The organism is Nocardia sp. NPDC058705 (genome assembly GCF_042749305.1).
In the GTDB taxonomy this organism is placed as follows: Bacteria; Actinomycetota; Actinomycetes; order Mycobacteriales; family Mycobacteriaceae; genus Nocardia.
This window is the reverse complement of record NZ_JBHYRN010000001.1, coordinates 71,387-92,790: the sequence shown is the minus strand read 5'-3', so window position 1 is coordinate 92,790 and position 21,404 is coordinate 71,387. Positions and strand designations below refer to the sequence as shown.

At 67.2% G+C, this 21,404-nt stretch carries 21 protein-coding genes and 1 pseudogene; 5 read left to right on the top strand and 17 right to left on the bottom strand.

The window, feature by feature from the left end:
* Positions 1-25: 25 nt before the first annotated feature.
* Complete coding sequence (locus ACFW6D_RS00480) at positions 26-1,156, bottom strand: epoxide hydrolase family protein (protein WP_379323258.1); 1,131 nt, start codon at positions 1,154-1,156, stop codon at positions 26-28.
* A 62-nt stretch (positions 1,157-1,218) separates the two neighbouring features.
* Here ACFW6D_RS00480 and ACFW6D_RS00475 point away from each other — a divergent pair, with 62 nt between their 5' ends.
* On the top strand, positions 1,219-2,238 hold the full coding sequence (locus ACFW6D_RS00475; RefSeq protein WP_379323256.1) for a helix-turn-helix transcriptional regulator: 1,020 nt from the start codon (positions 1,219-1,221) through the stop codon (positions 2,236-2,238).
* Here the strand turns inward: ACFW6D_RS00475 and ACFW6D_RS00470 are convergent.
* From ACFW6D_RS00470 to ACFW6D_RS00460, 3 genes are all read right to left on the bottom strand, one after another.
* Positions 2,183-2,557 (bottom strand): serine hydrolase, encoded by a 375-nt coding sequence (locus ACFW6D_RS00470; protein WP_379323254.1) that lies wholly within the window; start codon positions 2,555-2,557, stop codon positions 2,183-2,185. The two genes, ACFW6D_RS00475 and ACFW6D_RS00470, sit on opposite strands and share 56 nt — an antisense overlap.
* 63 nt (positions 2,558-2,620) lie before the next feature.
* Complete coding sequence (locus ACFW6D_RS00465) at positions 2,621-3,448, bottom strand: alpha/beta fold hydrolase (RefSeq protein WP_379323252.1); 828 nt, start codon at positions 3,446-3,448, stop codon at positions 2,621-2,623.
* Between the two features lie 156 nt (positions 3,449-3,604).
* Complete coding sequence (locus ACFW6D_RS00460) at positions 3,605-3,856, bottom strand: hypothetical protein (protein WP_379323250.1); 252 nt, start codon at positions 3,854-3,856, stop codon at positions 3,605-3,607.
* A 53-nt stretch (positions 3,857-3,909) separates the two neighbouring features.
* Between ACFW6D_RS00460 and ACFW6D_RS00455 the strand changes: the two genes are divergently transcribed.
* Positions 3,910-4,533: a dienelactone hydrolase family protein gene (locus ACFW6D_RS00455; protein WP_379323248.1), complete on the top strand. Its 624-nt coding sequence runs from the start codon at positions 3,910-3,912 to the stop codon at positions 4,531-4,533.
* 38 nt (positions 4,534-4,571) lie between these two features.
* On the opposite strand, the gene ACFW6D_RS00450 is transcribed toward ACFW6D_RS00455, so the two are convergent.
* The 10 genes from ACFW6D_RS00450 to ACFW6D_RS00405 form a co-directional block, all read right to left on the bottom strand.
* Complete coding sequence (locus ACFW6D_RS00450; protein ID WP_379323246.1) at positions 4,572-5,987, bottom strand: three-helix bundle dimerization domain-containing protein; 1,416 nt, start codon at positions 5,985-5,987, stop codon at positions 4,572-4,574.
* A gap of 217 nt (positions 5,988-6,204) precedes the next feature.
* Positions 6,205-6,786, bottom strand: a complete 582-nt coding sequence (locus ACFW6D_RS00445; protein ID WP_379323244.1) for a DUF308 domain-containing protein — start codon at positions 6,784-6,786, stop codon at positions 6,205-6,207.
* On the bottom strand, positions 6,783-9,095 hold the full coding sequence (locus ACFW6D_RS00440; RefSeq protein ID WP_379324203.1) for an ATP-binding cassette domain-containing protein: 2,313 nt from the start codon (positions 9,093-9,095) through the stop codon (positions 6,783-6,785). Before ACFW6D_RS00440 ends, ACFW6D_RS00445 begins: the two co-directional genes overlap by 4 nt.
* 139 nt (positions 9,096-9,234) lie before the next feature.
* On the bottom strand, positions 9,235-10,440 hold the full coding sequence (locus ACFW6D_RS00435) for a GNAT family N-acetyltransferase (protein WP_379323242.1): 1,206 nt from the start codon (positions 10,438-10,440) through the stop codon (positions 9,235-9,237).
* A gap of 63 nt (positions 10,441-10,503) precedes the next feature.
* Complete coding sequence (locus tag ACFW6D_RS00430; RefSeq protein WP_379323240.1) at positions 10,504-11,121, bottom strand: 1,4-alpha-glucan branching protein; 618 nt, start codon at positions 11,119-11,121, stop codon at positions 10,504-10,506.
* 4 nt (positions 11,122-11,125) lie between these two features.
* Positions 11,126-12,562, bottom strand: a complete 1,437-nt coding sequence (locus ACFW6D_RS00425; protein WP_379323238.1) for a S8 family serine peptidase — start codon at positions 12,560-12,562, stop codon at positions 11,126-11,128.
* A 69-nt stretch (positions 12,563-12,631) separates the two neighbouring features.
* Positions 12,632-12,904, bottom strand: a complete 273-nt coding sequence (locus ACFW6D_RS00420; protein WP_379323236.1) for a hypothetical protein — start codon at positions 12,902-12,904, stop codon at positions 12,632-12,634.
* Positions 12,901-14,451: a radical SAM protein gene (locus ACFW6D_RS00415; RefSeq protein WP_379324201.1), complete on the bottom strand. Its 1,551-nt coding sequence runs from the start codon at positions 14,449-14,451 to the stop codon at positions 12,901-12,903. The genes ACFW6D_RS00420 and ACFW6D_RS00415 overlap by 4 nt, the downstream gene beginning before the upstream one ends.
* A 5-nt stretch (positions 14,452-14,456) precedes the next feature.
* On the bottom strand, positions 14,457-14,852 hold the full coding sequence (locus ACFW6D_RS00410; RefSeq protein ID WP_379323234.1) for a hypothetical protein: 396 nt from the start codon (positions 14,850-14,852) through the stop codon (positions 14,457-14,459).
* A complete protein-coding gene (locus ACFW6D_RS00405; RefSeq protein ID WP_379323232.1) occupies positions 14,849-15,604 on the bottom strand; it encodes a prolipoprotein diacylglyceryl transferase in 756 nt (251 codons plus the stop codon). The genes ACFW6D_RS00410 and ACFW6D_RS00405 overlap by 4 nt, the downstream gene beginning before the upstream one ends.
* Positions 15,605-15,834: 230 nt before the next feature.
* On the opposite strand from ACFW6D_RS00405, the pseudogene ACFW6D_RS00400 reads away from it, so the two are divergent.
* Both ACFW6D_RS00400 and ACFW6D_RS00395 read left to right on the top strand, forming a co-directional pair.
* A pseudogene (locus ACFW6D_RS00400) lies at positions 15,835-16,488 on the top strand (DUF1906 domain-containing protein); the annotation flags it as partial.
* Between the two features lie 159 nt (positions 16,489-16,647).
* Positions 16,648-17,553: an LGFP repeat-containing protein gene (locus tag ACFW6D_RS00395; protein ID WP_379324199.1), complete on the top strand. Its 906-nt coding sequence runs from the start codon at positions 16,648-16,650 to the stop codon at positions 17,551-17,553.
* 4 nt (positions 17,554-17,557) lie between these two features.
* On the opposite strand, the gene ACFW6D_RS00390 is transcribed toward ACFW6D_RS00395, so the two are convergent.
* Together ACFW6D_RS00390 and ACFW6D_RS00385 are read right to left on the bottom strand one after the other, a co-directional pair.
* Positions 17,558-17,746 (bottom strand): hypothetical protein, encoded by a 189-nt coding sequence (locus tag ACFW6D_RS00390; RefSeq protein ID WP_379323230.1) that lies wholly within the window; start codon positions 17,744-17,746, stop codon positions 17,558-17,560.
* 49 nt (positions 17,747-17,795) lie between these two features.
* The gene (locus tag ACFW6D_RS00385; RefSeq protein ID WP_379323228.1) at positions 17,796-18,746 is read right to left on the bottom strand and encodes a hypothetical protein; all 951 of its coding nucleotides are present in this window, start codon (positions 18,744-18,746) and stop codon (positions 17,796-17,798) included.
* A gap of 531 nt (positions 18,747-19,277) precedes the next feature.
* On the opposite strand from ACFW6D_RS00385, the gene ACFW6D_RS00380 reads away from it, so the two are divergent.
* A complete protein-coding gene (locus ACFW6D_RS00380; protein ID WP_379323226.1) occupies positions 19,278-19,886 on the top strand; it encodes a TetR/AcrR family transcriptional regulator in 609 nt (202 codons plus the stop codon).
* A gap of 35 nt (positions 19,887-19,921) precedes the next feature.
* Here ACFW6D_RS00380 and ACFW6D_RS00375 read toward each other — a convergent pair whose 3' ends face one another.
* Positions 19,922-21,190 carry an acyl-CoA dehydrogenase family protein gene (locus ACFW6D_RS00375; RefSeq protein WP_379323224.1) on the bottom strand — a complete coding sequence of 423 codons (1,269 nt, stop codon included), beginning with the start codon at positions 21,188-21,190 and terminating at the stop codon, positions 19,922-19,924.
* Positions 21,191-21,404 lie beyond the last annotated feature (214 nt).

Here is a 21,404-nt window from a genome sequence, read left to right as displayed (position 1 = left end):
CGGTCTGCACCGCGGGCACACTCACCTACCGCACCGACCGGAAGAACGCCCGCACATCCTCGACCAGCAAGTCCGGCGTTTCCATGGCAGCGAAATGCCCGCCTCGGTCGAACTCGGTCCAGCGGACGAGGTTGTTCTGCTTCTCGGCGATCCCACGAATCGTGGTGTCCCCGGGGAACAGCGCGACAGCGGTCGGGACTCCGGAGCTGGCCACGTCGGCTCCCCACTGTTGGGATTCCTTGTACAGGCGCATCGAGGAACCCGCGGTGCCCGTGAACCAGAGGATCGAGATTTCGGCGAGCATCGCGTCACGGTCGAGGGAATCCTCGGGCAGTGCGGCGGTGGGGTCCTTGTAGGTGTTGACCACGTCGACGATCCAGCCGAGCAGCCCGGCCGGTGAATCCGCGAGGGCGTGGGCCAGGGTGTGGGGGCGGGTGCTGTGCACGCCCGCGTAGGCGGAGGTTTCGTTGCTGCTCCAATCCTGGAGGGCGGCAAGCTTTTCCTGATCCCGGTCGGTGTAGCCGGCGCCGTCGTCGTTCCAGGCGGGGATGGTGATCGCGGCGTTGAGATGCACGCCTGCGACTCGCGCGGTGTCGACCCGGCCCAGGTGCGGGGCGATGAACGAGCCCGCGTCGCCGCCCTGCGCGCCGTAGCGGTCGTAGCCGAGCTCGCTCATCAGCCGGGCGATCAGTTCGGCGGACCGTTCGGTCGCGGCCTGGCCGGGCTGATGCGTGGGTCCGGAGAAGCCGAAACCGGGCAGCGTCGGGATGACGACGTCGAAGGCGTCGGCCGGGTCGCCGCCGTGCGCGCGCGGATCGGTCAGCGGGCCGATCATCGCGCCGAAGTCGGTGAACGGCCAGCCGTGGACGAGAACCAGCGGCAGCGCACCGGATTCCGCGGAGCGGACGTGGGTGAAGTGCAGGCGCTGACCGTCGATCTCGGTGACGAACTGCGGGTGCGCATTGCGCGCGGATTCGGCGGCACGCCAATCGAACTCGGTCTCCCAGTAGTCGGCGAGCTCGCGCAGATAGGAGGTGGGCAGGCCGTAGGTCCAGCCGGTACCGGGCAGGTCCTGCGCCCACCGGGTGCGGGCGAGTCGCTCGTGCAGGTCGTCGAGGTCGGACTGCGGGATGTCGATCCGGAAGGTTTCGCTCATAGGGACGACACTAGGAACGGCTTAGGACGGAATCGTTCCTGAGTGCGCGGCAGAATGAGGCAATGTCCGAAACCGCTACCCGGCTGCTGCGACTGCTGTCGATTTTGCAGACCCACCGTTCGTGGTCGGGTGCCGAACTGGCGGCCCAGCTCGATGTCACCGCACGCACCGTGCGCCGCGATGTGGATCGACTGCGCGGGCTGGGCTACCCGGTCCAGGCATTACAGGGCACCGCGGGCTATCGATTGGGAGCAGGTGCGTCGATGCCGCCGTTGCTGCTCGACGATGAGGAAGCCGTGGCCGTCGCGGTCGGCTTGCGCACCACCTCGGGCGGCACCGTCACCGGGATCGAGGACGCGTCGTTGCGCGCGCTCGCCAAGCTGGAACAGGTACTGCCGTCGCGGTTGCGGCATCGTCTCACGACCTTGCAGCAGTCGATGGTGCGGGTCGCCGCCGACTCACCGCGGGTGTCATCGGAGACGCTGCTGACGATTGCGCAAACCTGCCGCCGCCACGAACGTCTGCGGTTCGATTACACCGATCACGCAGGTCGCACGTCTCGCCGCGATGTCGAACCGGATTCGCTGGTCAATATGAGCAGGCACTGGTATCTGATCGGTTGGGATGTCGACCGGGCGGATTGGCGGTCGTTCCGACTCGACCGGCTCTCGCCTCGTGTTCCGACGGGCCCACGATTCACCCCGCGCCCACTGCCCGACGGTGACGCGGCGACCTATCTCTCGCGCAGACTGTCGGTCGCGTCGTGGCCGTGGCGCACTGTCGTGACGCTGCACGACTCGGCCACGGAGCTGACCGACCGGGTCTGGCCGGGCATGGGCGTCCTCGAAGCGGTCGACGACGACAGCTGCCTGCTCCACATCGGTGCCGACTCCCCCGCCTCGCTGGCCTGGATGATCACCGCCCTGGACACCGATTTCACCGTCACCGGCCCACCCGAGCTCATCGCAGCACTGCGGACCGTGGGCGAGCGCTGCCGCACCGCGACCCGCGATGCACCTGATGTAATTACGCACCAGGTGGCACCGGCGACGGTGGAGAACCCGTGGACGCCACCGATGTGACCGACATACCGCGCACCGCAGGGCAGTTGGGTGTATCCGAGGCCGAGACCGTAGAACATGCCGTCACCGTTGCCCATGTCGACGCCTTCGAGCATCTGCCGGAGTTCTGGCTCGGGGACGACCCGCCCCGCCAGCAGTGCGAGGAAGAATCGACGAGCAGTCCTGGTAGATACGTCTCGACGGATCGGTCGAGGTCGACGCGGTGTTCGGCCACCAACTGGAGCACGATCGCGGCGGTGAAGGACTTGGTGATGCTGCCGACCCGCACATGCTGGGCGACGTCGGTCGCGATCGGGGTCGCCGCTGCCCACCAGCACATTGGACTGCGGTACTACCCACGCCTCGGACCGGAGTAGCACGCGGGTGCGAGTCCCGGCCACCATCACGACTCGTCGAGCACCTCTTGCAGGCGGGACGCGAAGGTGACGGGGTCGTTGACGAAGCCGATGTGGTCGCCCGGGAACAGAACAGGGTCGACGCCCAGCGCTGAAGCCAGCTCTCGCGAGGTCTGGTCGCAGAACTGGCCGGTGGACTCGGCCCCGATCCCGACGATCACCCGGGTGGGGATGGCGCGCAGCAGCGGCGGGTCCGGCAGCCAACTGGTGGTCGGGCGCAGTTCGTGGGCGAACCAGAAGCGTTCGCTGGCCACCTGCCGCGGGTCGCGGTCGCCGCCGAAGATCTGCTCGAGCATCGGGTCCGGGAGGGGAATCCGGGCCTGAGCGAAGAACTTTCGCCAGGCGCCGATCACGTCACCGGTGGCGTAGGTGGCGACGATGTCCTCGGTGAGTACGCGCTGGGCGTCGGCGTCGGGGAGCAGTTCGCGCAGGGGCGGTTCGTGGGCGACGACGGTGGTGACCAGGTCGGGGTCGGTCTGGGCCAGGGCCAGCGCGGTGACGGCGCCACCACTGGATCCGAACACCACGGCCGGGCCCGCGTCGAGGTGGGTGACGAGTTGGGCGAGGTCCCCCGCACGGGCGAGCACCGTCGAATCCCGATTCGGATCATCCAGGGGGCTGGCGTAATGGCCCCGCGGGTCGGTGGTGAGGACGGTATTGGTGTTGGCGAGTTGTTCGGCGGCCGCGGCGAACGAGGCGGCGTTCATCGGGGCACCGACGAGGACGAGCAGTGGTCCCGCCCCACGGACCTCGTAATACAGGCGGGCGTCCGGCACCACGAGGGTGCCGGTGGTGACGGCGGAACTGGCGGTCATGAGGCTCTCCCGGATCTCGGCTACAGGTAGCACTCATACAGACGGTGCCCGCCGCGAGAACTCATCGCTCACCACGAAAATTCTTTTCCGACAATCTTTCCCGCAGGTCACAAGCATTTCAGTCGGGCGAGAGCCAGAGCGACGGGTGCCGCCAGGCTATCGGCGGCGGCTGAGTTCGTCCGCGCGGGCGCGCAGTGTCGCGGCGACCAGTTCGCGACCTTCGTGCGCCAGATCGACAACCTCGCGGGCGCTCCTACGCCCCGCTTCACTCGCGATGCCCGCCAACGCGTTTCCGGTCCGGCGTGCAGCGATGGACAGTTCGTTGAGCAGTTCTCGGCCGGGTTCGCGTTTGCGCATCTCGGTGGGACTCCATTCGCAGTGCAGGCCAGCGGGTATCAGCTGACCCACTCAGTGTACAGTCGTGCACTGAACACGTGTCAAGCCCCGGCTACGATTCCCGCATGCCTAGTTCTGACGAGTGGGAACACGCGGTGATCCGGCCGGCGAACACCAGCGACATCGCCGTGGTACTGGTGCACGAGGTCTTCGGACTCACCGACAGCATCCTCGACCTCGCCGAAAAGCTCTGCCGCACGACGCAAGCCACGATCTACGCACCGCACCTACTGGACACCGACCCCTTCGAGCGAGCAGGCGAGGCCACCGCCTACGAACGGTTCATGACGACGCTGGGTCCCGCGGCCCTGGCCGCCCGAGCGCTCGACTACACCGCAGCCCAGGTGTCGGGCTGTGCGGCCGTGTACTGCGTCGGCCTCAGCGTCGGCGCCACCGCCGCGTGGATCGCCTCGGCGAGTGAACAATTCGATGCGGTGCTCCCGGTGTACGGCTCGCGGATTCGTGACCATCTCGACGTGCGGCCGACTGGGCGTGCCCACCTCGTCTTCGCCGAGCACGAGCCCAGCTTCGACCCGAGCAGTCTCGCGTCGACCCTGCGAACCATCCCCGGTGTGACCGTCGACGTCCTACCGCACCACCACGGATTCTGTAGCGCCGACGCCGTGACCTACTCCGAATCAGGACTCGCAAGCGTCCTTACGGCGGCCGCCGAGCTCGTGGGCCGCTGAGCGGATCGCACGGCGGAGAGCCGCGCGATACGGCGGATTCAGTTGTAGGAGTTGGCAACCCCGTCGAGCAGATGTTCGAGGGTTTCGTAGGCCGGCACGTCGACCACGTCGATCAGGTCGGCGGCCACCGGTACCGAGCGTTCGGCGGCGACCGAGGTGAACTGGGCGGTGTCGCCGGTGCGGAAGCCGTGTTCGGCGGCGAGGCGGCGCAGGTCGGGGTTGTCGGTGAGGAGCTTGCCGATCTTGTCGCCGGTGCCGGTCAGCGGGACGAGGGTGTGGCTCGACAGGACGGTCGGGGTCGGGTAGGTCAGCACCATGTCGGGCTTGATGCGACCCTGGCCTGCGGCTTCGACGTACTGCGCTTCGTAGATGCACACCAGCGGGGTCGGGCCCATACCGTTGGTGAGGTACTGGCTGAAAGGGCCCTCGCTGCTGTTGTCGGTGTAGCCCTGGGCGAGGAACAGTTTCGACAGGGCGGGCAGCACGTGCTGTTCGGCGGTGGCGCCGCGCACGATCGTGTGGTCGTTGGCCACGTAGCTGGCGATCGAGAGGTACATGGCCGCGGAGTTGGAGCTGCGCGGGTCGGTGGTGGACACCAGGATGTTCTTGGCGACCGGGTAGGTGGTGTTGTCGGGCAGGTCGTCCCACTGCACGCCGGTCCCGGCCAGCTCCAGGTATTTGTTCATGTCGAATGTCGCCACCGGGCCCGGCCTGATCACCCCGGCGGTGGTCAGCAGGTCAGCGATGGGCCGGTAGGTGGCGATGGCGATGGGCGAGGAGAACGGTGTGTACTTGGTGGTGATGTTGCGCTGACGCTGGATGCGTTCGGCGGCCGGAATACTCGACGGGAACGCGAAATCGAAGCCGCCGAGGTCGACAGTGGTCGCGATCTGCCGCGAACCGGCAGGCTCTACCTCCACCCGAATGCCGTTGTCGGCGAGCACCTTCACCACCCGCTCGTCGGCGAAGAACGACATCTTCTCCGACCCGACAACACCCCGCACCACAGTGGGCGCCGCGACAGTGGCCGCCGGAGCGTCGTCGCCACCGGGCAGCAGCACCGCCCCCGCCACCACACCAGCGACGACCACGGCCGCACCGATCGACAAAGGCATCACCGCACGCCTGCTCAACCGCTTCGGCTGCGCCTCGGCGGTATTCGTCTCGCGCGCGATCACCTCGGCCGCCCGCACGCTCGCCGACGGCGCCGGAACCCGCACCGTCGGATCGGGATCGGCCAGTTCGCTGCGCACGATCCGCTCGACCAGGATCGGCACGAACTCCCGGATCGGTTTGCCGGTGAAACGATGGTGCGCGGCGCCTACCGCCGACGTCACCTGGTCGACGGGGACGTTCTCGGACAGGTCTTCGACCAAACTCTCGGTCATCCGCCGCATGGCCAGCTCTTCACGCTGGACGGCATCAGCAGCTACGCCGGGTACTACGCGCGACACCACACTTCTCCTGGGCTCACAATTCGGGGGGAGCGAACGCGGCGCGCCGACAACACCCGTGCGCACGCCTCGGGCCACGCTACCGGCGCGCAGCACAGTTACCCCCGCGCCGAGCAAGGGTGCACGCAGAGTTCAGCGCTCGCTCTGCTGCCCGCAATGTCGTGTTGTCCGTGAGTTCGCGTAAACCTCGAATTGCTAACTGGCAGTGTGTTATTCGCTACAGCTCGGTCGCGGTCCGAACGGCGGGCACCGGCTCCGCTGACCCGCGCGCCGCATCCAAGGCCGCCCGTCCGAGCCCACCGGTCAACAGTTCCATGACACCGATCACGACCAGCCCGCTCCCGGCCATCGTGGCCAGTCCGGTGACCGTCTGGAACGTGATCGCGATGATCGCGATGCCGATCACGGTGGTGAGCAGCCCGCACACTTCGTGCATCCACCCGTCGACAACAGAGGCGTCCCATGCCGCGACCAGTGCGTGCACGATGCCGCGCACCGCCCAGCCGATCCCGATCCACAGGGCGAGCAGTTCGATATTGCCGCCCTGGAAGACCAGCGCCGCCAATATCCCGGTGAGCCCGGCACTGACCAGCACCAACACCCGCAGCAAGAACGCGAGCCGCGCCATCATCGCCAGATACGCCTGCACCACGGTGCTCAGGATCAGCGACATCCCGAACAGCAGCGCCAGCGTGTTCTCGTCGCGCCCCGGCCACAGCAGCAGCGCCACACCGAGCACGAACGAGCACCCACCGGCGACGAGCATCGCCGTCCGGGTCCGATCTTCGTCGCGGTTCATGCCACTCGCTCCCGCAGATAGGGCGAGGTCCGGCTCACCGGATTGTCCGCCACTTGTTGCGGTGTCCCCTGCGCCACGATCCGGCCTCCCTGCCCACCGCCGCCCGGGCCCATGTCGATCACATGGTCTGCCCCCGCAACCACGGTCATATCGTGTTCGACGACGACCACACTGGCGCCGCTGTCGACAAGCGAATTCAGTTGTGTCATCAGGATATCGGTGTCGGCCGGGTGCAGCCCGGTCGTCGGTTCGTCGAGCAGGTAGACGGTGTTGTTGCGCCGCGCCCGCTGCAACTCGGTGGCCAGTTTCACCCGTTGCGCTTCACCACCGGACAGTTCGGTGGCCGGTTGCCCGAGTCGCAGGTAGCCAAGGCCCACATCGCGCAGTGTGCGCAGAGCGCGCGCGACCACCGGGACGTCGGCGAGGAAGTCGGCGGCGCGGTCGACGGTCATGTCGAGCACCTGGGCGATCGTGGTGTCGCGGTAGGTGATTTCGAGGGTTTCGGGGTTGTAGCGCGCGCCGTGACAGGCCGGGCACGGGCTGTAGGTGCTGGGCAGGAACAGCAGTTCGACGGTGATGTAGCCCTCGCCCTGGCAGGTCGGGCACCGTCCTTCGGCGACATTGAACGAGAACCGGCCGACCCCGTACCCGCGGGCTTTGGCGGCGTCGGTCGCGGCGAAGAGTTTGCGGACGGTGTCGAACAGGCCGGTGTAGGTGGCCAGGTTCGATCGCGGGGTGCGTCCGATCGGCGCCTGGTCGACCTCGACGACGCGCACGATGTCCGGGTCGGCGGCGGCGGCGGTGGTCGAAACGGCGTGCAGCAGCGTCGATTTGCCCGATCCGGAGACACCGGTGATCGCGGTGAACACCCCGAGGGGAATGTCGACGTCGAGGTCGTGCAGGTTGTGGCTGGTGATCCCACGCAGTTGCAGCTCGCCGGTGGGGGTGCGGGCCGCGCGGGGTGGGCGCACGATCTCGTCGAACAGATAGGGCCTGGTGACCGACTCGGCTACGTCTCGCAGGCCCTGGACTTCCCCGGCGTAGAGCACCTTTCCGCCGTGCACGCCAGCACCGGGGCCGATGTCGATGAGCCAGTCGGCGTGGCGGACGACGTCGAGGTCGTGTTCGACCAGGAACACACTGTTGCCCGAATTCTTGAGCCGGTCCAGCACGGTCGTCAGGGCGGCGGTGTCGGCGGGATGCAGTCCGGCTGAGGGTTCGTCGAGGATGTAGACGACGCCGAACAGTCCCGACCGCAGCTGCCCCGCCAGCCGTAATCGTTGCAGTTCACCGCCGGACAGGGTCGGGCTCTCGCGGTCGACGCTCAGGTAACCGAGCCCGAGCTCGATCAGCACGTCGATGCGCGAGGTGAGGTCCTGGGTGAGCACGGCCAGCGCGTCCGTGCCGGGGGTGTAGGGCCGCAACACCTCGGCGAGTTCGCTCAGTGGCAGGTCGGCGAGTTCGGTGATGTTGAACCCGGCGAAGGTCACGGCCAGCGCTTCGGGTTTGAGTCGGCGTCCGTCGCACAGCGGGCAGACGGCGGTGTGTAGGTATTCGGCGGCGCGGGCGCGGGTGGCCTCGCTCTTGGATTCGGCGTGCGAGCGCAGCAGCAACTGTTTGGCGCCGGTGTAAGTGCCCTGGTAGGGGCGGTGGATGCGATGTGGTTCGCGTACGGGTTCGACCGTGACGACCGGCTTTTCCTCGGTGAACAGGATCCATTCGCGCGCGGCCGGGGAGAGTTCGCGCCACGGGCGGTCGATGTCGTAGCCGAGCGCGCCCAGCACATCACGCAGGTTCTTGCCCTGCCAGGCACCCGGCCACGAAGCGATCGCCCCCTCACGAATGCTCAACGACGGGTCGGGAACCATCGACGCCTCGGTGGCTTCGTGCACGACACCCTGCCCGTGGCAGCGCGGGCAGGCGCCTTCGACGGTGTTCGGCGAGAACGCGTCGGAGTAGAGGCGGTTGGTGCCCTCCGGGTAGTGCCCGGGGCCGGTTCTGGCCGGGGTGTCGGGGTAGTGGCCTTCGCGGGACATGAGCATGCGCAACGTGTTCGAGATGGCGGTGACGGTGCCGACGGTCGATCGCGAGGACGGCGAGGACCGGCGCTGGGCCAGTGCCACCGTGGGCGGTAGGCCGGTGACGGTGTCGACATCGGGGGCTTCGACTTGGTGCAGCAATCGGCGGGCATACGGCGCGACCGATTCCAGGTATCGGCGTTGCGATTCGGCGTAGAGGGTGCCGAACGCCAACGACGACTTGCCCGAACCGGACACACCGGTGAACGCGACGAGGGCGTTTCGTGGCATGTCCGCGTCGACATCGCGCAGATTGTGGACCCGGGCGCCACGCACCCGAACCGAAGAATCGACCTCGTGCGAATCCACAGCTACCTACCGTACTCCCGAGGTGTGACCTGCGGGGCGAACGCGCCCGTGGTGGTTCGAGTCAGAAGAACCAACCCAATTGGGGTGCCCGGTCGGCGGTGAACGCTTCGTCGAACGCGCGCAGCACCGTGGGGTCTTCGGACTTCAGTCGGTGGGCGGCGGCGAACGTGCTCGCGCGCTGACCGCCGAAGTAGAGAGCGCCGAGGATGTTGATGTCGAAGCTGAGGGTCGCGGGGCGGGTGGTGGGTTCGCATTCGGCGATGCCGTCGCGGATCCGCAGGGCGAAGCTGCCACCGGCGCCACGGAACGGGTCGTGCACCGCCAGTACGGTGTCGAGGTCGGCGCGGTAGGTGCGGGCGGTCAGTGCTGCGGGGACGTCCATGACCCGCGCCCACAGGGAGTCACCACGGCGGGTGAGTTGTACCGCGCGGGGGTCGGTGAGCATGTGCGCCAGCGGATCGTCGTCGGCGATTTCGGCTTCCACGGTGTCGACGAGGTCCATTCCGAGCAGAACCCGCCACAGTGCGGCGTGCGCGTCAGGGGTCACGGCGCGGAATTCCCAGACCGAGGCGATGTCACGGTCCTCGCGCCGGGAGCGCCGGTACAGGGCGTACCCGTCGGCGTGGAGCAGCACGAACAGCGTCGTCGCGCTTTTCCGGTGCCGCTCGATATCGGCGAAGAACATGTCCCACTTGGCATCCGGACGTTCCTGCGCGCCCGGCGTCACCTTCTGCCAGCGTTCGTAGATCTCGCGAATCCGAGGGGCGGCGTCGGCCAGTGTCTCCAGGGTGACGCCACCGGGATCGGGTGTGGTGGAACGGAATTCGACCCGCCGCGTATCGATGGAGATCGCGGTGTCGAGAATGGCCACTTCGTAACCGAACCGCCCGTAGATCGTGCCCTCGCTGGCGGTGAAGATCGTCAACGGCAACTTGTCGGCCTCGGTCCGAGCATGCTGGGCCTCATAGAGCTCCCGCAGAATCCCCCGCCGCCGATGCGTCGCCGCCACCACAACCCCCGCCACCCCACACGCCCGCACCGTCCGCTCCCCCGGCACGGTCACCGTCATCGTCCGATCCACGGTGTGCCCCACGATCCGGTCTCCCTCCACCGCGACCAACGACCGCTCGACCGGAAAGACCTCCCCCCGAAACTCCTCCTCGTCACCCCCGAACCGAATCCCGAACCCAGCCTCCTGCAACCCGGTAATCGTCGCCGATTCCCCTTGCACAGCCGCCCGAACCGTCACACTCTTCGCCGATGCCATCCCCGTACCTTCCCACGCCATCCCACCCCGACACATCCGGTTTTTCGACCAGCCAGGGCCCAGCTACGCGTGGCCGGTCAGCACAGTAATCAGTTCGACTTCTGGGCCCAGCGCGGAAGGCGCGGCGACCGAACCTGCTGCACCGGACGGTGAAGCTGCAGGTGAACGGTGGAATCGCACGACCGTGGGTCCGATCGGGACGTCGGTGTAGGTGTCACCGTCCACAGCAACACCGAACTCGTCTCCGAACGATGTCGGCTCAGCTCTCGCGACGAGCACCGACGGGTCAGCGGTATCGCTGTGGTTCTGCGCCTGTGCCACGGCCTTGCCCGACAGGAAATCCACGACCGCACGAACCGCGACCTCGTCAGCGGTCGCGTCGTAGATCCACCGCCGACCGAGCACTCCGTGCTCGGCGGTACCCACCAGCGCCGCCTCCCCGCCCGACATCGGGGCGCCGCGATAGGTCAGCGGCACCTCATACAGGACTCGCTCGGCGGCGGAATCGTCGACCACGAGCATGAACTCGATGCCGACAGCGCCGGCGGGATCGTCGAGCCGGAACCCGCCGGCCTTGCTCAATGTCGGTGTGCCGCCCCGGTACCACTGCCGACCGGGCAACCACCCAGTCAAGAGTTCGAGCTTGCTCGGCGTGACGGTGGTCTGGTGAATGACCGCCATGGCGTTACCCTTTCGCCGTCATCGCGCGCAGATCCGGCAGGGTGCCGATGCGTTGGGTGATGGGGCGGCCGGGGGCTGCCGTCTGGGGTGAACCTGTGGTGCGCAGCAGGGATCTGACCTCGTCGGGGGTGGCGCGGGTGGGGCCTCGGATGCCCTGGTAGGCGGCGATGGCGCCGACCACGATCGGGGAGGCGCTGGAGGTGCCGCTGAATTCGTCGGTGTACCAGAGGTCTTCGTCGGGGCCGCCCTGGAGGTCGCCATAGCCGGTGGTGGTGACTTCGCGACCCCAGCCCTGGGCATCGAGGCGGGCGCCGTGGTTGGAGAAGTCGAGGCGGGAGCGGGCGGGGCCGTGGTCTCGGCCGTGCAGGCCCGGTGGTGGGGCGCCCGCGCCGACCACGATGGCACCGGAGTCGTTGGCACGGAACGGGTTGTGCCAGGTGGCGGGGAAGTCGCCGGGGCGGGTGTCGTAGACGGCGTCGTCGAGGTTCTCACCCCCGTTGCCCGCGGCTTCGACGACGATGATGCCGCGGCTCACGGCGTAGCGAATGGCGGCGAAGTCGTCGGGCCACCATTCGACGGCAATGTAGCCGCGCTGATCCGGTGTGCCCTGGTAGTCGAATCGTGGTCCGGGACGGTGCAATTCGATGAGGACGATGTCACCGGGGTGCAGTGCGTCGGCGGCCGAGCGGATCGCTGCGGCCGAGCCGATACCGAAGATGGAGATGGCTCTGATGTGGGCTTCGGGGGCGATGCCGGTGACGCCGACCGCGTTGAGGTCGCCGCTGATCTCACCGGCGACGGCGGTGCCGTGGTTGCGCCAGCCCAGATCGGCCGACGCCGTGCCGCCGATGATCCCGCCTTGGTTCTGGCGCAGGTCTTCGTGGGTGAACTGCCACGCACCTTCGATGTCGATCACGCGCACACCGGTGCCGAGCCCGCCGGGCTGACCGTGCGCCCACACCGCGTCGATGCCGTGGGGTGCCGCGTCCAGGTAGGCCTGTCTGGCACGGAAATCGGGTGTCACGGCCGGTGCACGCGGTGCGGCGATGTTCTGTGCGAGAGGCGCCAGCGGCGGTTCGGCGGCCGGCTTCACGTAGGCGGCGGCGACGGTGTCGTCCTCACGCAGTCGATGCGCGAGCTCGCCGAGGTCACCCAGTTCCCCGTGCACCGAGTAGTAGCTGAGGTACTCCCCCGCGACCGGTGCCTGCGGTGTGTCGGCGAGTCTGGCCGCCAGTCGGTTGTCCGGACCGAAGATCGGCACCAGATGTGCTGTAGCGGGCAGCAATTCGTCGACCCTGCCGCGCACGGAGCGGTTCTCGCGCAGGGCGATCGGGGTGATCTCGGGGCCGGTCGGCGCGGTGACGACGATCAGTTCGCCCGGCGGAACCGCGGGTGCGGGCACCCCGGATCGGCGCTGCTTGCTGGATCGAGTGGAGGCCATGGCTACCAGTCAACCGTGCCCCGCCCCCGCCCGCCACCGTTCTGCCACACCAACATTGGCGACACGCCGTCACCACACCGCGGCAACCACCCCGACCACCGCGATCGCCCCGACATACACCAGCACCAGCCGGGTATCGCGCAACCAACATCGACTCCGCCTCAACCCGGCCCGCCACGCCCGCCAGTATCCGACGAACGCGAGCGCCCCGAACCCGACCACCGCCCACGGTCCCACCAACCACGTCAGCAACGCCACGGTCGCGACGACACACAACGTCAACGGGTCGTGTGGCTGTTGCCCGCGCACCGCTTCCTCGTAGTAGACCCCACGCTCGCTCACCGCACCTCCACCGGCAGCAACGCCCGCCCCGACGGCGCCACCGCCGATAACCGCTGCCGCGACAGCGCGGGCCACGCCTGCACCGCACAGAACGGCGCGCACTGATCGGCATCAGCGCGGGTGCCCACGTGCACGCAGCACTGGGTGAGCCGTTCCTCGATCATCGTCGACATGTCCATGAACGGTTTCACCGTGACCCGCACAATCCGTTCCCCGAGCAGCGTACGCAACCGCTGACGTCGACCGGGCAACGCCGACGACGCCAACGTCAGCAACGTCGACATCCCCAGATCGCAGTTCTCACAGATATTGCGCCACACCCGTCCGATCTCCGGATGCGACAGCGAGGACTGCTCCGACAGCAACCCCAGCAGCGATTCCCGCACCGCCGCCCGCAGTTCGGCGGGCAGCGCCGAGTCCGCGATCCGGTTCGACACCAGCCCCAACTGTTGCTTCAGCCGGTCGTGTCCGATCAACGACACCAGCGACCGCCAGTCCCCGGCGTCGTCTCGCAGCAGGTAACCGACCGAGCAGCAGTGCGGGTGCGAACACGGCAGTGCGGTGAGATCACGCCAGGTCACCAGCCCGTCGGTCTGTGGTCCGAGCCGGCGCAGCACGCCGGTGTGGGTGAGCCGGTCCATCGGGTCGATCGTTCCCGAACGCCCGGAACCGAATTGGGGCTGGATCGACACCCCACCGACGAACGGTGTGTTCATCGCGGTGCGCAGGACCGCGCCGATCTCGTCGTCGTTGACGCCAAGTGCCACCGTCATCACCAGCGTGGTGAAGACGGCGTTCGACGAAAGTCGTTGCAGTGCCTGCTGTTTGCGCACCCGAAGGTCACCGCCGCGGTGATGACGTGAGGCTTGCGCGGTCTCCCCGTCGTACTGCAGATACACCTCGACCCGATCACGGTGGGCACGCAGCAGTTCCAGCAACTCGTCGTCGACGGCGAGCCGCAGACCGTTGGTGTTGAGCAGGATCCGGGTGATGGGCCGCGCGGTGAGCTCGGCGAGCAACCGCGCCAGCTCGGGATGCAGTGTCGGTTCGCCGCCGCTGAGCATCAGCACATCCAGGCGCCCGTTCTCCCGCGCCAGGCGCTGGTCGACATTGGCGAGCACGTCCGCCACCGCCACCACACCACGCAATTCGGGCGAGGAGTCGGCGAAACACGTCGGGCAGCGCAGGTTACAGCTGTCGATGATGTCCTCGAGCAGGATGCAGGTGTGCTGGGTCTGCATCTCTGGCAGTCCGCGCAGGTATGCCGAGGGCACCGGGTCGAAATTGCCGACGGAGTCGGGCAGGTGGGCTTTGGTCGGGGCCGTCCACTCTTCGAGGTAGGCCAGGATCTCGGGGTCCTCGTCGTAGAGGGTTCGCACCATGCCGTGGGTGCAACAACCTCGTTCGAGGTAGACCTTCCCGTCCCGTTCGGCCAACCATCCCGACAGTCGCGCGACCTCGGGCAGCGGTGTCTCGGGATGTTCGTCGTGGCAGCGAGGGCAGAACGCGGTGACATACCGCAGGATTCGATCGCCCCGCAACGGCATCCCGGTCATGGGGCCATTCCGAACATCGACGTGTACATGTACGGGTTGACCGCCGTACACACGCCCGCGGTGAACACGGTGACCAGCGCCCAGCCGATCATCATCCCCATCCCGAACCCTTTGGGCGCAGGCGTTTTGCGCCGGATCAACAACCATCCGCCGACGAATGCCGCGGCCGCGCTGGCCACCGCGGTGAGCGCGAACAACACCCTGGTCGCGGTGTCGTCGTTGATGGAGGAGACCACCATCAACACGAAGAACCCGGCCATCGCGTTGACCACGATGAATGCCGTCGCACCCGCCAACGCCATCGCCGCGACCTGCCCGCCCTGGCCCGGCGGCTTACCGCCCGGCGGTGGCGGGGGCGGCATGTTCGGTGGTGGACCGGGAGGAAAGTTCATGCCGCGACCTTTCGTCGAAGTACACCGTCATAGTTCCCGCGCCGATAACCGACGGTCCAACGCACCGCTACCAGGACCAGCCCCGGTAGCAGAAACCATTGGGGGCGCGTCAGATCCAGCCACACCGTGTCGTTGGCGCGAGTGAACTCGACCAGGAACCGGAAGATCGCATACGCCCCCACATACAGGGTGAACAGTTCCCCCGGGGTGCTGATCCGGTCCCGCAACCACCACAGTGCGCCGAAAGCCGCCAGCTGGAACACGATTTCGTAGACAAAACTCGGATGCATCGCCACACCGGCCACACACCCGGGGCACTGCGGCACCGTCGCAGGCGCGTGGATCCCCCACGGCAGACTCGTCGGCCGCCCCGGCGCCTCGGTGAGCAAGCACCCGATGCGACCCACCGCCATGCCCAGCGCCACCGCGGGCGCGAACAGATCCCCGGTCCGCTCCCGATAGCCGATAATCCTTTTCGCGATCAGCACACCCACATAGGCACCGAGCAATCCGCCGAGGACACTGCGCGCACCGAACATCCAGCTCTCGACCGGATCGAGCGTCTCGACCACACTCGACAACCGCATCCCGATCGCCCCACCGACCAACGCCCCGGTGACCGCTACCAGTGACTCTTCGCGCAGCGCGTCCCGACGCCTGCATTCGAGGAAGAACACCACCGCAGCCACAGCGACCCCGAGCGCGACGAAGAACCCGTGCGTCGGGATCCCCCACATCAGCTGCGCCACCATGGCGAAAGCGTATCGGGCCGCACCGACACCGGACGTGAGTGAAACTACCCACGATTGTGGGTACTACCCTGTTCGTCGGTGAACGACAATGCGGGAGTGAGTGTTTCACATAGAATGCAGCAGGGTGAGTTTCTCGCCCGGGTGCCGCTCCTCGGGTGCCAGCGTAAGTCAGCTCGATAGTTCCACCATCTCGGAATTCCATCGATACGCAGTCATACAGGGGGTCAATCATGTCCACAGCTGTCGATTTCGCGGCCAGGCTCATCGATCCGCAGGCCATTGCCGCGGCAGGTCATTCGGCGGTTCTCGCCTACATCTCACCCAGCAGACCGGGCGCGAACTTCGGTGCCAAACCGATCACCGCCGACTACGCTCGCGCGCTCACCGCCGCCGGGCTCGACATCGTCTCCATCTGGCAATACGGCAAACCCGGCGACCCGACCCCCTCGGACTGGACCACCGGTTTCGACGGCGGACGGCGGATGGCCGAACAGGCGCTGGCCACCCACCTGAGCGTGGGCGCACCGCGAAACGCACCGATCTTCTTCGCCGTCGACGAGGACATCACGCTGTCGCAATGGAACACCACGGCCGTCGAGTTCTTCCGCGGCGTCAACTCGGTGCTGGGCACGGCGTGGACCGGGATCTACGGGCATGCACGGGTCTGTGCGTGGGCTATCGAGGACGGGGTGATCGGTGCGCGCGGGGACTTCAGCTGGGCGTGGCAGACCCGGGCCTGGTCGGGGACCGAACGGGAACCGCGCGCGGTGCTCTACCAGCGGGTGATCGACACCCCGAGCAACCCCGGACCGCTGATCGACGGCACCCGTGTCGACGTCAACGACATCCTCGCCCCCGACTTCGGACAGTGGAGCCTGGACCGCCCGGTCTCGGCGATACCGCAGTTCACCGAACTGGACCGCCTCGGACCTTCCCACTCCCCACGCGGCGGAGCCAGGGTCACCAACTTCCTGCTGCACACCCAGGAAGGCAACGGCACCGCCGAATCCCTTGCCGCGTACCTGAACAACCCGGACAACGGGGTGTCCTATCACTACACCTTGCGTGACGCGGTGGTGGTGCGGGTCGTGCCCGAAGAGCTCGCGTCGTGGTCGGTGCTGTCGGCGAATCCGTTCACCGTGAACCTGTGCTTCGCGGGCAGCCGGGTCGCGTGGTCGCGGGAGCAGTGGCTCGCCATCGACGGTGACCTGCGGATCGCCGCGTTCCTCGCGGTGCGCAGCGCTCACCGGCACGGGTACTCGACCGAGGTGATCGCCCCGGATTACCATGTCGCCGACGGCATCTCCGATCACCAGTACGTGACCCGGGCGCTCGGTATCGGCACCCACACCGATGTCGGCCCGAACTTTCCGTGGGATGTGTTCGCCGCGCACGTCACGTCGTTCGTCGGCGGAGGCGGTGGGCACAATGCGATCGACGCACGCGCGGCGGCGTCACCGTGGTTGGGCGCGCGGCGCACCGACGGCGAGCTAACCACACCCGACGGGGTCGGTCGCTTCGCCGAGTTCGAGCACGGCTACGTCTACTGGCACCCGACCACCGACGCCCACGCCGTCCCCACCGCGGTCATGGCCAAATTCGCCGAACTGGGTTGGGAGACAGGCCCGCTCGGCTACCCGGTCGCCGAACACGCCGAACTGCCCGACCCACGCGGCCCCGGCCCCGGAGTGGCACAGGCCTTCCAGGGCGGCACGGTCTACCGCCGCGCGAACCAACCCGCCTACTGGGTGCACGGCGCGATCGGCTCTCGCTGGGCGGCGGCCGGCTACCAGAACGGCGAACTCGGCTGGCCCACGTCCGACGAAACCACCCACGACGACGGCGTCTACCAGGCGTTCGAGTTCGGCCGGATCTACTGGGTACCCGAACAGATCGTCGCGCTCCGCAACTCCGGCGACCCCGACACCCCGCTGGCTCGGCCCGCCTGAGCGGTCAGGCCAGCAGGATCGCGAGGGTGGTGGCACCGGCGCTCAGAACCAGTGCCGCCACCACCAGGATCGCGATCAGTCGGGTTCGCGACGACGGGCCGGTGTAGGGCTCGTCGTCGGCGTTCAACATGTCATTGATGTCGATGGCGGCGAACTCACGGGTCGATTCGAGAGGGCCGGGCTGCTCGGTCATGTGCGTGACGGTAGTCCAGCGCACCGTTCACCGCCGCCGATACCCCCACTCAAATCGGTGAGACCGGAGTGCGGCTGGTGGCGAGAAGTTCGTCGAGCTGGGCTTCGGCGCGTTCGGCACGGGCGAGGGTCTGTTTGCGGGCGTCGTCGAGGGCGGCCCATCGTTCGGCGGCTTCGGCGCGGACCTGTTCCAGGGCGGCCGTTGATTCGTCGCGGCGAAGTTGGGTTTCGGCGACGGTGGTGCGGCGCAGTTCGGCGAGTTCGGTTCGGGTGCGGTCGAGTTCGCTGCGCGCGGTGTCGAGTTCGGTGCGGGCCCGGCGCCACTCCTCGCGGGCTTCGGCGGCGGCCTCGACGCGTTCGGCGGTCGCCTGTTCGGCACGTTCGGTGGCGCGGTCGGCGTCGGCGGCCCGCTGGATCGCCAGGTCGCGTTCCGCGTTGGCGGCGGCGATCCGAGCTTCGGCGTCGCGACGCTGGTGGGCGATCTCGGTGTCGGCGCGCTGTTCGGCGCGGGCAACAGCGTCGTCGGCTTCCTGTGTGGCTTTCTCGATATCGTCGGCCGCTTGTCGTTGCGCCGCACGCACTTGTTCCTCGGCCTCGCTGCGCGCCGCGAACACATCTTCGGCGGCCTGCCGGGTGAGCTTGTCCACCGAGGCCACCACTTCATCCCTGGCCGCGAGCGCCTCCCCTACCTGCTGCTCGGCCTGTTCCGCGGCCGCCACCGCTTCTTCGGCCACCGATTCCGCCAGCGCGCGTGCCTCTTCGGCTTCGCGCCGCGACTGTTCGGCCGCCACCGTGGCCATCTCCGCCTCGGCGATCCGCCGAGCAGCATCGGCCTGCACGGCCTGCACCTGCGCCTCAGCAACCGATGGATCCCCGATCGTCTGCAGCTCGGCCACCGCGGCATTCAACGTGGTTCCCAACTGCTCGGCCAACCCACGAAACTGTCCGAGCAGTTCATCGGCCCGCAACCGCGCCACGGTCACCGGCCCCTGAGCCGTCACAGTGACGGTACTCGCCGCACCCTCCGACTCCTGTTGCTGCCGTTGCCTTTCCCGCCAAGCACGCCACCGGGTGTGGTCGGGGTGATCGCAGTACTCGGAGGGACGACCCGGCCCGCCGGCGCGAGTAATGGGGCGGGCACAGCCCGGATAGTTGCAGACGCTCGACACGGGAGAATCGTAACGTTTGTTTCGTCATTCGGTTACGTATTAGACGAAACGAAACCCGTGTCGCCCCAATGGGAGTCGGTTCCCAGACGCTCCGTTCTGACCTCCGATAAGTGAACATTATCGGCGGTCAGTATGAGAGCCCATCTTGAGTGACCTTGAATTATTTACGTTTACGTTTGGTCACTCACAACGCAACGTAACTGCTACGCAACCAGTCGAAAACTGTGCTCGCCTGTACGGGCGTACCAATGCCGTCGATTCCCGGCCGAGTTGACAACGTCCCACCACACTCGACAGCGATGCCGCCCACGCGGGCTCGAGCAGGGCGGCATCGTCGATGGTGATAGCGATAGGATCGGCCGGATGAGACCGCTATCGAAGGCGTCGACCAGCGACGCAGGACCAGATACTCGCCAGCGGATTCTCGCTGCCGCGGTCGAGATGGCGGAGACAACCGGACTGCGTAAGGTCTCGATGGATGAGATCGCGCGCCGGGCCCGCGTCGGCAGAGCGACGCTCTACCTGCACTTCTCCGGTCGCGACAACCTGATCGCGGCGATGATCGACGACCAGCTGGCGCGGTTCTTCGCCGACGTGCAAACCGTCCTCGACCAGCACGACAACGGCGAGGACCAGCTCATCTACGGCTTCGCCCATGCTTTTCGGCTGCTGTTCGGCAATACCGCGTTGAGTACCGTTCTCGCGGTCAATCCGGAGATCCTGCAACCGGCGATCATCGGCGAGAGCCAGGCGCTGCTGATGGGACGGGCACTGGTCGAATCGGCGATGGGCACCCAGGACCTGCCCGCGGAGTCACGTGCGGTGTTCGCCGAGCACGTCGCCCGCATGTTCCACACCTACATGCTGATCCCGACACAGCTGGTCGACATGACGGCGCCAGGTGTTGCCGAGGATTTCGCCCGGCAATTCCTACTCCCGATCCGTGATCATCTGCTCGCGAAGGCTCGCTGACCGTCCACGCGGACGGCCCGCGAGCACCCCGGAAATCAGTCGGCGAGCAAACCCTTGGCGACGTGGGTCACCTGGATCTCGTTGCTGCCCGCGTAGATCATCAGCGACTTCGCGTCCCGAGCCAACTGCTCGACCCGGTATTCGGCCATGTAGCCGTTGCCGCCGAACAACTGCACCGCCTCCATGGCGACGTCGGTCGCGGCCTTGGTCGAGTACAGCTTCATCGCCGAGGCCTGAGCCAGCGAGGGCATCTTGCCGGCGGCGGAGCTTTCCAGCGCGTTGAAGACCATGTTCTCGACGTTGAGGCGCGCGATCTCCATCTCGGCGAGCTTGAGCTGCACCAGCTGGAAGCGGCCGATCTCCTGGCCCCACAGCTTGCGTGACTTGGCGTAATCGATACAGAGTCGGTGGCACTCGTTGATGATGCCCATCGACAGGATCGCGCAGCCGATGCGTTCGACGATGAAACTCGACCGGGCGCTCTCGCGGCCGTCGCCACCCTTGTGGTCCTCGGTCTCGCCGAGCAGTCGGTCTTTGCCCAGGCGAACGTTGTCGAAGAACAGCTCACCAGTGGGTGAGGAGTGCATGCCCATCTTCTTGAACGGCTTGCCCTGGGTGAAACCCTCCATGCCCTTGTCGAGCACGAACGTCAGCACCTTGCGTTCGCGCTTGTCGCCGCCATCGCCCTCGTCGAGCTTGGCGTAGACGACGACCGTGTCGGCGAAGGGGCCGTTGGTGATGAAGGTCTTCTGGCCGTTGAGGATGTAGTCCTCGCCGTCGCGACGGACGTAGGTCTTCATACCGCCGAAGGCGTCCGAGCCGGAGTCAGGTTCGGTGATCGCCCACGCCGCAACCTTTTCCAAGGTGACGATGTCTTTGAGCCAGCGCTGCTTTTGCGCGAGGGTGCCGCGCGTGGCGATGGTCGCCGCACCGAGACCGAGGCTGACGCCCACAGCCGCGACACTGCCCAAGGTGACACCGGTGAGCTCGCTGATGACCACCGCAGCCATGCTGCCCTGTGCCGCGAGCGGGTTGTCGCCACCCTTCTTCTTGTCCGAGGACTTCTCGGGCGCGGGCTCGCCCGCGGCGATCCGGTCGGCCTTGGCCTGTTCCTTGGCCAGCATCTTGTCGACCGCCTCGGCGGCCATGACATCGATGCCGAAGTCGGCGAACAGCTTGCGCATGATGTCGTAGGGCGGGAGGTCGCCGTGTTCGAGTTCGTCGAGGTGGGGGCGGACTTCCTTGTCGATGAACGCGCGCACGGATTCGCGGATCATCTCATCGGTCTCAGACCATTCGAACATCGTTGTCTCTCCAGGATTCGTGGGCTAGGGCAGGCGCGGGGCGATGTCATGACATCTTCCTCGTCCGTGTGGAGCTCGCCACCCTGAATTCAGCATCAGTGTGGCTTCGGCCCCGAGAGGCCCTGATAGAAAGGTAGACACTTTCCAACTACCTGTCTATCGTTCGATCGAAGTGTCAACGCCGACACCGACCTGGAACTGTTCTCACCGGGCT